Origin of the sequence: Pseudomonas sp. P9_35, assembly GCF_034008205.1 — a bacterium.
Lineage (GTDB): Bacteria > Pseudomonadota > Gammaproteobacteria > Pseudomonadales > Pseudomonadaceae > Aquipseudomonas > Aquipseudomonas kilonensis.
Genome location: NZ_CP125373.1, coordinates 5,697,720 through 5,711,367, shown reverse-complemented (window position 1 = coordinate 5,711,367; position 13,648 = coordinate 5,697,720). Strand labels below are relative to the sequence as shown.

General features: G+C 62.9%; 12 protein-coding genes. 7 read left to right on the top strand and 5 right to left on the bottom strand.

All coding sequences use genetic code 11. From position 1 onward, the window contains the following. Positions 1-110: 110 nt before the first annotated feature. From QMK47_RS25400 to QMK47_RS25385, 4 genes are all read right to left on the bottom strand, one after another. Positions 111-962: a shikimate dehydrogenase gene (locus QMK47_RS25400; RefSeq protein WP_408980822.1), complete on the bottom strand. Its 852-nt coding sequence runs from the start codon at positions 960-962 to the stop codon at positions 111-113. A 5-nt stretch (positions 963-967) separates the two neighbouring features. After that, the gene (gene aroQ / locus QMK47_RS25395) at positions 968-1,408 is read right to left on the bottom strand and encodes a type II 3-dehydroquinate dehydratase (RefSeq protein ID WP_003205806.1); all 441 of its coding nucleotides are present in this window, start codon (positions 1,406-1,408) and stop codon (positions 968-970) included. A 249-nt stretch (positions 1,409-1,657) separates the two neighbouring features. Next, complete coding sequence (gene trmA / locus QMK47_RS25390) at positions 1,658-2,737, bottom strand: tRNA (uridine(54)-C5)-methyltransferase TrmA (RefSeq protein WP_014340319.1); 1,080 nt, start codon at positions 2,735-2,737, stop codon at positions 1,658-1,660. Beyond that, a complete protein-coding gene (locus QMK47_RS25385; RefSeq protein WP_214512876.1) occupies positions 2,734-4,029 on the bottom strand; it encodes an NCS2 family permease in 1,296 nt (431 codons plus the stop codon). The genes trmA and QMK47_RS25385 overlap by 4 nt, the downstream gene beginning before the upstream one ends. Positions 4,030-4,233: 204 nt before the next feature. On the opposite strand from QMK47_RS25385, the gene QMK47_RS25380 reads away from it, so the two are divergent. The 5 genes from QMK47_RS25380 (at position 4,234) to QMK47_RS25360 (ending at position 9,477) form a co-directional block, all read left to right on the top strand. Beyond that, positions 4,234-4,689, top strand: a complete 456-nt coding sequence (locus QMK47_RS25380; RefSeq protein WP_320389481.1) for a DUF4879 domain-containing protein — start codon at positions 4,234-4,236, stop codon at positions 4,687-4,689. Positions 4,690-4,850: 161 nt separating this feature from the next. Then, positions 4,851-5,417, top strand: a complete 567-nt coding sequence (locus tag QMK47_RS25375) for a DJ-1 family glyoxalase III (protein ID WP_003205801.1) — start codon at positions 4,851-4,853, stop codon at positions 5,415-5,417. A 326-nt stretch (positions 5,418-5,743) separates the two neighbouring features. After that, positions 5,744-6,268 (top strand): (2Fe-2S)-binding protein, encoded by a 525-nt coding sequence (locus QMK47_RS25370; RefSeq protein WP_057451874.1) that lies wholly within the window; start codon positions 5,744-5,746, stop codon positions 6,266-6,268. Next, entirely contained in the window at positions 6,265-7,266 is a 1,002-nt protein-coding gene (locus QMK47_RS25365; protein ID WP_253469563.1) for an FAD binding domain-containing protein, read from the top strand. The genes QMK47_RS25370 and QMK47_RS25365 overlap by 4 nt, the downstream gene beginning before the upstream one ends. 78 nt (positions 7,267-7,344) lie before the next feature. Next, positions 7,345-9,477 carry a xanthine dehydrogenase family protein molybdopterin-binding subunit gene (locus QMK47_RS25360; RefSeq protein WP_413817753.1) on the top strand — a complete coding sequence of 711 codons (2,133 nt, stop codon included), beginning with the start codon at positions 7,345-7,347 and terminating at the stop codon, positions 9,475-9,477. Here QMK47_RS25360 and QMK47_RS25355 read toward each other — a convergent pair. Further along, entirely contained in the window at positions 9,474-10,712 is a 1,239-nt protein-coding gene (locus QMK47_RS25355) for an MFS transporter (protein WP_014340310.1), read from the bottom strand. The genes QMK47_RS25360 and QMK47_RS25355 overlap by 4 nt on opposite strands. A 485-nt stretch (positions 10,713-11,197) precedes the next feature. Here QMK47_RS25355 and QMK47_RS25350 point away from each other — a divergent pair, with 485 nt between their 5' ends. Then, on the top strand, positions 11,198-12,634 hold the full coding sequence (locus QMK47_RS25350) for a cytochrome ubiquinol oxidase subunit I (RefSeq protein ID WP_253469558.1): 1,437 nt from the start codon (positions 11,198-11,200) through the stop codon (positions 12,632-12,634). 3 nt (positions 12,635-12,637) lie between these two features. Beyond that, complete coding sequence (gene cydB, locus QMK47_RS25345; protein ID WP_320389480.1) at positions 12,638-13,645, top strand: cytochrome d ubiquinol oxidase subunit II; 1,008 nt, start codon at positions 12,638-12,640, stop codon at positions 13,643-13,645. Positions 13,646-13,648 lie beyond the last annotated feature (3 nt).

Here is a 13,648-nt window from a genome sequence, read left to right as displayed (position 1 = left end):
CTTGCTCGCGATAGCGGTCGATCAGCCAACATCGATTGCGACTGACACACCGCCATCGCGAGCAAGCTCGCTCCCACAAGTAATTCCCCACAAGGGATTTATCACCGGCTTTAGTGGTTCATACTTTGGAAATGCGCCAGCATCCGCTGCGCATCGGGTGCCACGCCGCTGAACAATTCGAACGCCTTCACCGCCTGGAACACGGCCATGTTGCCGCCATCCAGTGTGCGGCAGCCGACCGCGCGGGCGTTGCGCAGCAGTTCGGTTTCCAGTGGGAAGTAGACGATTTCCGCGACCCACAAAGTGCCGCGCAACAGCTCGACCGGCACCGGCATGCCCGGTAGTTTTGCCATGCCCATGGGCGTGGTGTTCACCAGGCCATCGGCCTCGGCCATGGCGGTGGGCAGGTCATGCCCGGCGCGGGCGCGGCCAGCGCCGAAGTGTTGATTCAAGTTGTTGGCCAGCGCCTCGGCACGGCTGACCTCGACGTCAAAAATGCTCAGGGTTTCTACGCCTTCCATCAACAGCGCGTGGGCTACCGCCGCGCCGGCGCCACCGGCGCCCATCTGGACCACACGCTTGCGCGCCACATCCCCCAGGCCGCGACGAAAACCTTCGGCGAACCCCAGGCAATCGGTGTTGTGGCCGATGCGCTTGCCGTCCTTGAGCACAACGGTATTGACCGCGCCGATACCACGGGCCTCGGATGACAACTCATCGAGCAGCGGGATGATCGCCTGCTTGCAGGGGAAGGTGATGTTCAGGCCGGTGAAGTCCATGCGTTCGGCGGCCGCCAGTAGATCGGCCAGGGCGCCGCTGTCGAGTTTCAGCGCATCGAGGTCGATCAGCCGATAGAGGTAACGCATGCCTTGGGCATCGCCCTCATGCTCATGCAGCGCTGGCGTGCGAGAGGCCTGGATGCCCGCGCCGATCAGGCCGGCCAGCACAGTGATATTCGACATGCTCATCAACCCTTCAACCGCTGACTGAAATGTTCAAGGGCCAGGCGATAACCATGGCTGCCAAACCCGCACATCACGCCAATGGCGACGGATGAGACGAAGGAGTGATGACGGAAGGTTTCACGGGCGTGGACGTTGGACAGGTGGACTTCGATCACCGGCACTTCGCTCGCGACCAGGGCGTCGCGGATCGCCACGGAAGTGTGGGTCCAGGCCGCCGGGTTGATGACGATACCGGCACACCGGCCGCGGGCGCCGTGAATCCAGTCCAGCAGCTCGCCTTCCTGGTTGGTCTGGCGAAACTCCACCGCCAGGCCGAACTCTTCAGCGGCGCGGCCGCACAGTGCGGAGATGTCAGCCAGGGTTTCATGGCCGTAGGTTGCCGGCTCGCGGGTGCCGAGCAGGTTCAGGTTCGGGCCGTTGAGCACCAGAACGATCGGAGGCATCGCAATTTCTCCACATTTTTATTGTTGGTGTCGGCGGGATTTCAGCCGCTGGAGATAAATTGTACTAGATGGTTAATTTGGTCAAATAAAGCAGCCGACGTCGGCCAATAAGTGTTCGATGATCGAACATGACCTTTGCCAAGAGAGGAGGGAGGGGATTATCCCCATGTAGGAGCTGCCGAAGGCTGCGATCTTTTGGAGACTCAAGTGTCTGGAGAAAGATCGCAGCCTCGTTGCACTCGTCAGCTCCTACCGCCGAGTCAACAACACCCCGGACTCCATGTGATGGGTCCAGGGAAATTGATCGAACAACGCGCAGCGCGTGATGCGGTGGGTGTCGTTCAGTTGCGCGATATTCGCGGCGAGGGTGTCCGGGTTGCAGGAGATGTACAGGATATTGTCGAAGCGCCGGGTCAGCTCGCAGGTATCCGGGTCCATGCCGGCGCGAGGCGGGTCGACGAAGACGCTGCCGAACTCGTAGCTTTTCAGGTCAATACCATGCAAGCGACGGAACGGCCGGACTTCGTTCAGGGCTTCGGTCAGCTCTTCAGCGGACAGGCGCACCAGCGTGACGTTATCCACCGCGTTTTCGCTGAGGTTGCTCAGCGCGGCGTTCACCGAGGTCTTGCTGATTTCGGTGGCCAGCACTTTGCGCACGCGGGTGGCCAGGGGCAGGGTGAAGTTGCCGTTGCCGCAGTACAACTCCAGCAGATCGTCGCTACGATCGCCCAGCGCGTCATAGGCCCAGTTGAGCATCTTCTGGTTCACCGTGCCGTTGGGCTGGGTGAAGGCGCCTTCGGGTTGGCGATAGCTGAAGGTGCGAGCGCCCACTTCGAGCTTCTCCACCACGTAGTCATGGCCGATCACTTCGCGTTTGCCCTTGGAGCGGCCAATGATGCTCACGCCCAGGTCTGCCGCCAGCTTCGAGGCCGCAGCGTGCCAGTGCTCGTCCAGCGGGCGGTGATAACACAGGGTGATCATCGCATCGCCCGCCAGGGTGGTCAGGAACTCCACCTGGAACAGCTTGTGGCTCAGGGGCGCGCTGGCTTGCCAGGCGGCCTTGAGTTGCGGCATCAACTGGTTGATGCGCAGGCTGGCGATGGGAAACTCTTCAATGAGGATCGGTGTGCGCTTGTCGTCCTGGGAGAACATGGCGTAATGCCGTTCGCCGGCCTCGCGCCAGAGACGGAATTCGGCGCGCAGGCGGAAGTGCTTCAGGGGCGAATCGAACACCGCAGGTTCTGGTGCATCGAACGGCGCCAACAGGTCACGCAAGCGGGTGACTTTGTCCTGGAGCTGAGCGGCGTAGGCCTGGGAATCAAAAGTCATGCGTTGTACCAACCCAACTTGATCACGAACAGGATCGACAGAATGACCAGCGCCGGGTTCAGCTCACGACCACGGCCAGACGCCAGTTTGATGGCGGTCCAGGCGATGAAACCGAAAGCGATGCCGTTGGCAATGGAATAGGTGAACGGCATTGCCAGGGCGGTCACCACCACGGGCGCAGCGACGGTGATGTCGTCCCAGTCGATTTCCGCCAGGCCCGAGGTCATCAGTACGGCGACGAACAACAGGGCTGGAGCGGTGGCGAAGGGCGGGACGCTGGCGGCCAGTGGCGAGAAGAACAGCGCCAGCAGGAACAGGATCGCCACGACGACGGCGGTCAGGCCGGTGCGGCCGCCGGCACTGACGCCCGCCGCCGATTCGATGTAGCTGGTGGTGGTGGAGGTGCCCAGCAGCGAACCGGCCATGGCGGCGGTGCTGTCGGCGATCAGCGCACGGCCCATCTTCGGCATGTGGCCGTCCTTGCCCATCAGCCCGGCGCGCTTGGCGACGCCGATCAGGGTGCCGGAGTTGTCGAACAGGTCGACGAACAGGAAGGCGAAGATCACGCTCACCAGGCCGATGTCCAGGGCGCCCTTGATGTCCAGTTGCAGGAAGGTCGGGGCCAGGGATGGTGGCGCGGAGATAACGCCGTTGAACGGGGTGAAGCCCATCAGGATCGAAACGATGGTGACCGCCAGGATGCCGATCAGCACCGCGCCGCGTACTTTCAAGGCTTCGAGGGCGACGATCAGGACAAAGCCCAGCGTGGCGAGGATCGGCGCCGGTTGTTTCAAGTCGCCGAGGCCGACCATGGTCGCCGGGTTTTTCACCACGATGCCGGCGTTGTTCAGGGCGATCAGCGCCAGGAACAGGCCGATGCCGGCGGCAATGGCCGAGCGCAGCGGCAGCGGGATGCTGTTGATGATCCATTCGCGGATGCGAAAGATCGACAACATGAAGAACAGCACGGCGGAGATGAACACTGCGCCCAGCGCCACTTGCCAGGTGTGGCCCATGTGCAGGACCACGGTGTAGGTAAAGAAGGCATTCAGGCCCATGCCCGGTGCGAGGGCGATCGGGTAGTTGGCGATCAGGCCCATGACCGTGGAGCCAATGGCCGCTGCCAGGCAGGTGGCGACGAACACCGCGCCCTTGTCCATGCCGGTTTCGCCGAGGATGCTCGGGTTGACAAACAGAATGTAGGCCATGGCCAGGAAGGTCGTGACGCCCGCCAGGATCTCGGTCCGCACGTTGGTGTTATGTGCCTTGAGTTGAAACAGCCTTTCCAGCATGTCTGCTCCCCGTGGCGCGCCCGGCGCCGTGAATGTATCGACCTCAACAGCAAAGCACAGGTCGCCAGCGGCGCCCGGGAATTTTCTATGGGTCGGAAAAAGCCGCGCATCATACCAGCAGCGTAGCGTTGTGGCTGCGATCGTCGTCGATGTTTTGCCAACGCGCCAAGTGGGCCATACTGCGCGCGGTTCCGGGAGGTCTCTATGTATTGCATGAATAAAAAGCTGCTGGCGGCGGTGGGTTGCATGCTGGGCTGGTGGTTGTCCGGCCAGACCGCCAATGCCGCGTCGGCACCGCCCTTGAGCGAGGTCAAGGTGCTCAAGGTCGAGTCGCCGGCCTGTGGCTTCGAGGACATCGTCCCGGGGCAGGCACAGACGCGCTGCGATCACAGCGGCCCGAATATCAAGGTCTACGTGCTGGAGGTCGGTTATGGCCGCCAGCCCAATGTCACCCTGGACGGCTTTGAAGTCGACGGCACCCGCTCGCCCGTGTGTGCGTACAGTAACGGCAACCTTAACGACTGCTCCGTGCGGACCAAAGTCGTCGGCTATGTGTACATCTTCGACCTGAAGGGCAAGCAAGAGGGCACCTTCAGCTTCAGCAACATCTCGATCAACGCACCGGGCAACCGGATGTCGACCCAGCTGTACATCAAGTAGCTCGCCTCCTGCGTGGGAATTGCATAAACGCTGTGTAGGCGCTGTCGAGCGCAGCGAGGCTGCGATCTTTCCCCTGACGCTTGAATCTCAAGCGCCTATCAAAAGATCGCTGCCTTCGGCAGCTCCTACACTACAGGCATCACCCAGTGGAGAGAGCGCCCATGATTCCTGGAACCAAGATCCCCCGAGCCCTGATAGCTGTCGCCGAGGGTGTCGACGACTTGCAGACGGTCACCCTGATCGATGTGCTGCGTCGAGCGCAGATCGAAACCGTGGTGGCGAGCATCGAAGGGCGACGGATGCTCACCTGCGCCCGCGGCACGCGCCTGACGGCCGACGGCATGCTGGTGGACGTACTCGTGCAGGATTTCGACCTGATCGTCCTGCCGGGCGGCATCATCGGCGCCCAACACCTGGCGGCCCATCAGCCGCTGCAACAACTGATCAAGGGCCAGGCCGCCACCGGACGTTTCTTCGCCGCCATCGCCGAAGCCCCTGCCCTGGCGCTACAGGCCTTTGGCGTCCTGCGCCAGCGACGCATGACCTGCCTGCCAGCGGTGAGCCAGCAACTGTCCGGTTGCAGTTTCGTCGATCAACCCGTGGTGGTGGATGGCAACTGCATCACAGCCCAGGGCTCGGCCGCCGCCCTGGCGTTTGCCTTGACGCTGGTGGAACAACTCAGCGGCAAGGGTGTGAGGAGCGTGGTGGCGGCGGAGTTGCTGGCCTGACACTCTTCAGCGGGCACCGGCCTGTGGCGAGGGAGCTTGTTCCCGTTAACTTCAATGCAATCTGACCTACCGCTATCGCGAGCAGGCTCGCTCCCACAGGGATTTATGGTGGATGCAGGACTTATGAGCACCCGAGAACCAATGTGGGAGCGAGCCTGCTCGCGATGGCGTCAGCGCATTCAACTTCAATGCGAGCGAACCCACTGAAAGCGCTGGCTTCCAACGTCAATCATTTGCCTTGAACGCTTCGCCTCACCCTGAAGTCGTACCCCTTATGACGGCGGTTTCCCAAAACGCCGCGAGTATGACCAACCGTGAGGTGTTCCATGAGCGCGACCCTGTCCGAAGCGACGCCGGCGTCCTTCGTCCGTCATCCGATCCGCCTGACACTCAATGGCCAGGTGCGTGAGTTGCAAGTGCTGGCCTGGACCACGTTGCTGGACCTGCTGCGTGAGCAACTGGACCTGGTGGGCAGCAAGAAAGGCTGCGACCACGGCCAATGCGGCGCCTGTACGGTGCTGCGCGATGGCAAGCGGATCAATGCCTGCCTGACCCTGGCGGTGATGTGCGACGGTGCCGAATTGACCACCATCGAAGGCCTGGCCGGTGATGACGCATTGCATCCCATGCAGCAGGCTTTCATCACCCATGACGCGTTCCAGTGCGGTTACTGCACGCCGGGGCAGATTTGTTCGGCGGTGGGGCTGGCCAATGAGGGCAGGGCGCAGACCCGCGCGCAAATCAGTGAACTGATGAGTGGCAACCTGTGCCGCTGCGGGGCCTACACCCACATTTGTGATGCCATCGAAGAGGCATTGCCGCTTTGCCGGCAACCGGGAGGTGATCAATGAATCCCTTCCAGTACAGCAAGCCCGACACCGTGCAGGCGGCCGTCGATTTGTCGAGCCCGGTTTCCCGCTTCATCGCCGGTGGCACCAACCTGCTGGACCTGATGAAAGAGAACCTGACCCGCCCCGAGCACCTGATCGACATTACCGGGTTGCCCCTGGCGGACCTCAGTGAAACGCCGTCTGGCGGAGTGATGATCGGGGCCTTGGTGAGCAATGCCGACCTGGCCTGGCACCCGTGGATCGAGCGCCGCTATCCGCTGCTGGCCCAGGCCATCCTGGCGGGCGCCTCGCCGCAACTGCGCAACATGGCCAGCACCGGCGGCAACCTGCTGCAACGCACCCGCTGCTATTACTTCTATGACGCGAGCGTACCGTGCAACAAACGCCGGCCCGGCAGCGGTTGCCCGGCCCGGAACGGTTTGAACCGGATCCACGCGATTTTCGGTGCCAGCGATCAATGTGTCGCCACCCATCCCTCCGATATGTGCGTGGCCTTGGCCGCTCTGGAGGCGGTGGTCCATGTCCTGGGGCGGGGCGGGGCGCGGACCATCGAGTTCGCCGACTTCCACCGCCTGCCCGGCGACGCCCCGGAGCGCGATAACCAACTGGCCGACGATGAGCTGATCACCGCCATCGAGTTGCCTGTCGCCGGTTTTGCCGAGCATAGCCACTACCTGAAGGTCCGGGACCGCGCCTCCTACGCGTTTGCGCTGGTCTCGGTGGCGGCGGCGCTGGAACTGGATGGGTCGGTGATTCGCCAGGCGCGCCTGGCCCTCGGTGGCGTGGCGCACAAACCGTGGCGCGACCGGGCCGTGGAGAGCTGGCTGGTCGGACAGACCGTCAGTCGCGAAGCCTTCGCCGTCGCCGCCGATTCACTGCTGCAAGACGCCGAGCCGTTGGCGCACAACGGCTTCAAGATCCGATTGGCGCGCCGGGCAATTATCCGCGCCTTGAGCGATGCCGCGTTGGGTTGCGCACCGCAGGGAGGACAAGCCTGATGAACGCTCCGAGCAAATCCATAGGGCAACCACTCGATCGGGTCGATGGCCTGCTCAAGGTGACGGGCCAGGCCCGTTATGCCGGCGAATACCCCGAGGACGGCTTGCTGCACGGCAGCGTCGTGTCCGGTACGGTCGCCCGTGGTCGCGTGCTGCGCATCGATGCTTCCCGCGCCCTGGCGCTGCCTGGCGCTGCCTGGCGTGGTCGCGGTCATCGACCACACCAACCGGCCGAGGATCGCCAGCTACGACGAACCCTACCAGGATGCCGATGCGGCGGACGGCTCGCCGTTCCGGCCGCTGTACAACGACCAGGTGCTCTACAGCGGCCAGCCCCTGGCCCTGGTGGTGGCGGAAAATCTTGAGTTGGCCCGGTATGCCGGTTCGCTGATAGACATCGAATACGCAGCCCAAGAGCATCAGACCGATCTGATAACCCTGCAAAACGACGCCCACCCAGCACCGGCTGAATTACCCAAGCCCCGTGGGAATTTTCAGGGCGAGTACGCCAGCTCCGCGCTCAGTGTGGATGTGTCCTACAGCACGCCGATTGAACACCACAACCCCATGGAGCCACATGCCTCCACCGTGCTGTATCAGCCTGACGGCAGCCTGCACATCCACGACAAGACCCAAGGTACGCAAAACGGTCAGGCCTATGTGCAAAAAGTCTTCGGGCTCGAGAAAGAGCAAGTGCGAGTGTTTGCCGCGTTTGTCGGCGGCGCCTTCGGTTCCGGGTTGCGCCCGCAATATCAATTGCCGTTGGCCGTGATGGCGGCACTGGCCCTCAAGCGTTCCGTGCGGGTCAGCCTGACGCGCCAGCAGATGTTTACCTTTGGCTATCGGCCGCGAACCCTCCAGCGCGTGCAACTGGGGGCGGCGGCCAACGGTCGCTTGCTGGCCGTGGCGCACAGCGCCGTCGGCCAGACCTCGCGCTTCGAGGATTTCACCGAGCATGTGGTGGAGTGGAGCGGCATGCTCTATCACTGCGACAACGTCGAGTTGACTTACAAACTGGTACCACTGGACGTCTACACGCCTTTGGACATGCGCGCACCCGGTGCCGCCCTCGGCTTGATCGGCCTGGAGTGCGCCATGGATGAACTGGCCTGTGCCCTGGCGATCGATCCGGTCCAATTGCGGTTGATCAACTACGCCGAACGCAACGAGAACGAAGGCAAGCCGTATTCCAGCAAGGAACTGCGTGAGTGTTATGCCCAAGGTGCCCGTCGTTTCGGCTGGGACAAGCGCAACCCGGAACCGCGCAGCATGCGTGAAGGCCGGCAACTGGTGGGTTGGGGCATGGCCGGTGGTGTGTGGGAGGCCATGCAGCAGAAGGCCAGCGCCCAGGCGTCATTGGATACCAATGGCAAGCTGACCGTCAGCAGCGCCACCACTGACATCGGCACCGGGACCTACACGGTCATGACCCAGATCGCCGCCGAGGCGTCAGGCGTTTCCCTTGAGGACGTCACGTTTGTCCTGGGGGATTCGTCGTTGCCCACCGCGCCGCTGCAGGGCGGCTCGTTCACCGTATCGTCGGTGGGCACCGCTGTGCAGCAGGCCTGTGAAGCGCTGAAGGAAAAACTCCTGGCCGTGGCTCGCCAGGCGTGTCCTGCCTTCAGTGGCGCGACCCTTGAGCAAGTGACGTTCATGGAGGGGCAGTTACGGCTGGGCGAAGCGAGTGTTGCATTAGCGGAGCTGGCGCACAAAAGCGGCGAGACGCCGTTGCAAGCCCAGGTCACTGCCGAGCCGGATGCAAAACGCCAGGCCTACGCCACGGCCACTCACTCGGCGGTGTTCGTCGAAGTGCGAGTGGATGAAGACCTGGGGACGGTGAAGGTCAACCGAGTGGTCAGCGCCATCGCCGCCGGCCGGGTCGTCAACCCGAAAACCGCCCGCAGCCAGATTCTCGGTGGCGTGGTGTGGGGCGTCGGCATGGCCTTGCACGAAGAAACCCTGACGGACCACGCCCTGGGTCGCCACATGAATCACAACCTGGCCGAGTATCACCTGCCGGTTAACGCCGACATTGGCGACATTGAGGTGATTTTCGTCGAGGAACATGACGAGATCGTCAATGCGCTCGGGTCCAAGGGCGTGGGTGAAATTGGCATCGTCGGAGTGGCTGCGGCGGTGGCCAATGCGATTTACCATGCCACCGGCAAGCGGGTGCGGGACTTTCCCATCACCCTCGACAAGCTGCTCTAGGCTTTTGCTTCATCCACCGGTTCGTGCATCCGGTCACGGTTGGCCAGGGTCGGGAACAGTTTGATCCAGGTTCCGGTGACCAGCAGCGTGCCGACGCCGCCCATGACCACCGCCGGCACGGTGCCGAACCAGTGGGCGGTGAGGCCGGACTCGAACTCGCCCAACTGGTTCGAGGCGCCGATGAACAGCCCGTTCACCGCGCTGACCCGACCGCGCATTTCATCCGGTGTTTCCAGCTGTACGAAGGAGGCGCGGATCACCATGCTGATCATGTCCGCCGCGCCCAGCACCACCAGCACCGCCAGGGAAAACCAGAACGAGGTGGAGAGGCCGAATGCAATGGTGGCGACGCCAAACACGCCCACCGCCGTGAACATCACCCGGCCGACCTTGCGCTCCACGGCAAACCGCGCCAGCCACAGCGACATCAGCAAGGCCCCGACCGCCGGTGCCGAGCGCAACAGGCCCAGGCCCCAGGGGCCGGTGAGCAGGATGTCCTTGGCAAACACCGGCAGCAACGCCGTCGCGCCGCCGAGCAACACCGCGAACAGGTCCAGGGAGATCGCCCCGAGAATGTCCGGGCGACTGCGGATGAAGCGAATCCCGGCCAGCAACGAATCCAGCGTCGCCTTGCCTTTGTTCAGCGGCGTCTGCCGGGCGGGCAGGTTGAGCATCAGGCCGCAGGCGATGAGGTAAAGCAGCACCGTCGGCCCGTAGACCCAGACACTGCCGAAGGCGTAGAGCAAGCCGCCGAGCGCCGGGGCGACGATGGTGGCCGACTGCTGGGCCGATTGCGCGGCGGCCACGGCACGGGGAAACAGCGCAGCCGGCACGATGCTCGGCAGCAGCGCCTGGGTGGTCGGCATTTCGAAGGAGCGGGCGGCGCCCAGCAGGAAAGCGAGGATGAAGATCATCTCCCGCGTGACGTTGTCAGTGGCGCTGCCGATCACCAGTGCCAGGGCAATCATCGCCTGCAATGACTGGCAGATGGCCGCCACCTTGCGCCGGTCATAGCGGTCGGCCACATGCCCGGTGTGGAGCATGAACAGCACGCGCGGGGCAAATTCCACCAACCCCACCAGGCCAAGGTCCAGGACGTTGCCGGTCAGTTGATAGAGGTTCCAGCCGATGGCCACGGTGAGCATCTGGAAGCCGCTGGCGGTGAATATCCGGGCCAGCCAGAAGGCGATGAAGGGACGATGGTGACGGAGCAGCAGCGGCGCTTGGCTGGGCATCTATGACGGGTCCGGTGATGAAGGCCTCGAGATTATCACCGAGCTGTAACCGGAAGTTGCAATGGCTGGAAAAATAGTTAGCCAGACATCGATTTCAAGCTGACGCGGGCTTTTGTGGCGAGGGAGCTTGCTCCCGCTCGGTTGCGCAGCGACCGCAAAATCTTGGGGGCCGCTGCGCAGCCCAGCGGGAGCAAGCTCCCTCGCCACAGGGGATTGCGTGCATTTAGAGCGCTATTGCGACACTGAGACAACCTGTCACGCGACAAACGACCACGCCGTTCATCGACGAGAATGCGGCTACTCTTTGATCATTGCTTGATCCAGATCAACACCTTCCAGGGCGTTGGGCTGGCGGCCACCCGGCCAGAGTCCTGCGTTGTGACGGTTTTAAAAAAGAACGATTTGAAAAGCATCGCACTCCATATCCCTGGGGATAGTGATGCAGGCCCCGCCCGCAGCCGGTTTTACCTGACAGAGGAAGACTTATGTTCGGTTTGGAGGCGCTCGATCTCGCCCGAATCCAGTTCGCGTTCACCATCTCGTTCCACATCCTGTTCCCGGCCATCACCATTGGCCTGGCGAGTTACCTGGCGGTACTCGAAGGCCTGTGGCTCAAGACCCGCGATGACACCTACCGCGACCTGTACCACTTCTGGTCGAAGATCTTTGCCGTCAACTTCGGCATGGGAGTGGTGTCCGGGTTGGTCATGGCCTATCAGTTCGGGACCAACTGGAGTCGTTTCTCGGACTTCGCCGGTGCGGTGACCGGGCCGTTGCTGACCTACGAGGTGCTCACGGCGTTTTTCCTCGAGGCGGGTTTCCTGGGCGTGATGTTGTTCGGCTGGAATCGTGTCGGCCGCGGGCTGCATTTCTTTTCCACGGTCATGGTGGCGATCGGCACCCTGATCTCGACCTTCTGGATCCTGTCCTCCAACAGCTGGATGCAAACCCCCCAGGGTTACGAAATCATCGACGGCCGGGTGATCCCGGTGGACTGGCTGGCGGTGGTGTTCAACCCCTCGTTCCCTTATCGATTGCTGCACATGTCCACCGCTGCGTTCGTCGCCACGGCGTTCTTCGTCGGCTCGTCGGCGGCCTGGCATTTACTGCGCGGCCGCGATACCCCGGCCATCCGCCGGATGCTGTCGATGGCGATGTGGATGGCCTTGCTGGTGGCGCCGATACAGGCGGTCATCGGCGATTTCCATGGCCTGAACACCCTCAAGCATCAACCGGCGAAAATCGCCGCCATCGAAGGCCACTGGGAAAACGTCGGCAATGAACCGACCCCGCTGATCCTGTTCGGTCTGCCAGACATGAAGGCAGAGAAGACCAGATACGCCGTGGAAATTCCTTACCTGGGCAGCCTGATCCTGACCCACAGCCTGGACAAGCAGGTGCCGGCCCTCAAGGAGTTCCCGCCCGAGGACCGACCGAACTCGACCATCGTGTTCTGGTCGTTCCGGGTCATGGTCGGCCTCGGCTTGCTGATGATTTTCACTGGGCTGTGCAGCCTGTGGCTGCGCCGCAACGATCGAATCTATCAATCCCGGCCGTTCCTCTACATGGTGCTGTGGATGGGGCCGTCCGGACTGGTCGCGATCCTGGCCGGCTGGTTTACCACGGAGATCGGCCGCCAGCCGTGGGTGGTCTATGGCCTGATGCGCACGGCCGATGCCTCGTCCGGCCACAGCTTCGCTCAGATGAGCATCACCCTGGTGCTGTTCGTCGTGGTGTATTTCGCGCTGTTCGGTGCGGGCCTGAGCTACATGATGCGCCTGGTGCGCAAGGGGCCGGAGGCCCACGAAGCCGAGCCGAGCGACGGTGGCCCGGGCCAGAAACGTACGCCGGCGCGGCCATTGTCGGCCGCCGATGACGGCGACGATGTGGACCACAACGACCGCTCGAACAAGGGGAATTGAGTCATGGGTATTGATCTTCCGCTGATCTGGGCCGTGGTCATCATCTTCGGCATCATGATGTACGTGATCATGGACGGCTTCGACCTGGGGATCGGCATTCTCTTCCCCTTCGTCAAGGGCGAGCGCGACCGCGACGTGATGATGAACACCGTGGCACCGGTCTGGGACGGTAACGAAACCTGGCTGGTGCTGGGCGGTGCCGGGCTGTTCGGAGCGTTTCCACTGGCTTATTCGGTGGTGCTCTCGGCGCTGTACCTGCCGTTGATCCTGATGCTCATCGGCCTGATCTTCCGCGGCGTGGCCTTCGAATTCCGCTTCAAGGCCACGGCTGAGAAGCGCCACCTCTGGGACAAGGCATTCATTGGTGGCTCGCTGACGGCCACCTTCTTCCAGGGTGTGGCGCTGGGGGCGTTCATCGACGGCTTCGAGGTGGTCAATCGCCAGTTCGCCGGCGGCTCCCTGGACTGGTTCACGCCATTCACGATGTTCTGTGGCCTGGCGTTGATCGCCGCCTACGCGCTGCTCGGCTGCACCTGGCTGATCATGAAGACCGAGGGCAAGTTGCAAGAGCAGATGCATGACCTGGCCCGCCCGCTGGCGTTCGTGGTGCTGGCGGTGATCGGCATCGTCAGCATCTGGACCCCGCTGGCCCATGCGGACATCGCGGCCCGCTGGTTCACCTTGCCGAACCTGTTCTGGTTCCTGCCGGTGCCGATCCTGGTGCTGGTGACCATGTACGGATTGTTCCGCGCCGTGGCGCGCAACGCCAATTACACGCCCTTCATCCTGACCCTGGTGCTGATCTTCCTCGGCTACAGCGGCTTGGGCATCAGCCTGTGGCCGAACATTGTGCCGCCGTCCATCTCGATCTGGGACGCCTCGTCACCGCCCCAGAGCCAGGGTTTCATGCTGGTAGGCACGCTGTTCATCATTCCGTTGATCCTGGTGTACACCTTCTGGAGCTACTACGTGTTCCGCGGCAAGGTGACCCACGACGACGGCTACCATTGAGGG

Coding starts and splice junctions, on each gene's coding strand:
- QMK47_RS25400 (WP_408980822.1), bottom strand. CDS start 962: ATGTCGAATATCACTGTGCTGGCCGGCCTGATCGGCGCGGGCATCCAG.
- aroQ (WP_003205806.1), bottom strand. CDS start 1,408: ATGCCTCCGATCGTTCTGGTGCTCAACGGCCCGAACCTGAACCTGCTC.
- trmA (WP_014340319.1), bottom strand. CDS start 2,737: ATGACTTTTGATTCCCAGGCCTACGCCGCTCAGCTCCAGGACAAAGTC.
- QMK47_RS25385 (WP_214512876.1), bottom strand. CDS start 4,029: ATGCTGGAAAGGCTGTTTCAACTCAAGGCACATAACACCAACGTGCGG.
- QMK47_RS25380 (WP_320389481.1), top strand. CDS start 4,234: ATGTATTGCATGAATAAAAAGCTGCTGGCGGCGGTGGGTTGCATGCTG.
- QMK47_RS25375 (WP_003205801.1), top strand. CDS start 4,851: ATGATTCCTGGAACCAAGATCCCCCGAGCCCTGATAGCTGTCGCCGAG.
- QMK47_RS25370 (WP_057451874.1), top strand. CDS start 5,744: ATGAGCGCGACCCTGTCCGAAGCGACGCCGGCGTCCTTCGTCCGTCAT.
- QMK47_RS25365 (WP_253469563.1), top strand. CDS start 6,265: ATGAATCCCTTCCAGTACAGCAAGCCCGACACCGTGCAGGCGGCCGTC.
- QMK47_RS25360 (WP_413817753.1), top strand. CDS start 7,345: ATGCCGGCGAATACCCCGAGGACGGCTTGCTGCACGGCAGCGTCGTGT.
- QMK47_RS25355 (WP_014340310.1), bottom strand. CDS start 10,712: ATGCCCAGCCAAGCGCCGCTGCTGCTCCGTCACCATCGTCCCTTCATC.
- QMK47_RS25350 (WP_253469558.1), top strand. CDS start 11,198: ATGTTCGGTTTGGAGGCGCTCGATCTCGCCCGAATCCAGTTCGCGTTC.
- cydB (WP_320389480.1), top strand. CDS start 12,638: ATGGGTATTGATCTTCCGCTGATCTGGGCCGTGGTCATCATCTTCGGC.